The following is a 313-nucleotide window of genomic DNA, read 5'->3' as shown; positions in this document are numbered from 1 at the left end:
GGGCGATGATCGCATGCAGTATTCTGGGCGGGCGGGTGATTGCTCCGGTCAGTCAGGCGGTGCGTTATATGGCGCAGTGGGAAAATGTGCAGCAGTCGCTGAAAATGGTGGATCAGGTGCTGGATCTGGATACCGAGCGACGGGCAGAGCAATCGCTGCTGATGCCGTCGGAGCCTCCGGCGGAGATCGCGTTGCAAGCGGTGAGTTTTTCTTATCCGGATTCGCCGGTGTTGCAACTGGATGTCGGCTCATTGTCGCTCAAGGCCGGGGATCGGGTGGCGGTGGTGGGTCAAATCGGTTCGGGCAAGTCGAC

At 60.1% G+C, this 313-nt stretch carries 1 pseudogene; it reads left to right on the top strand.

Features of this window, described 5'->3' with window-relative positions:
• Window positions 1-313 (top strand): annotated as a pseudogene (locus Q4563_RS18400) (hypothetical protein); the annotation flags it as partial.

The organism is Gilvimarinus sp. 1_MG-2023 (genome assembly GCF_030548285.1).
Note: the sequence above shows the minus strand (reverse complement) of the source record. Positions and strands in the feature narration are given on the sequence as shown.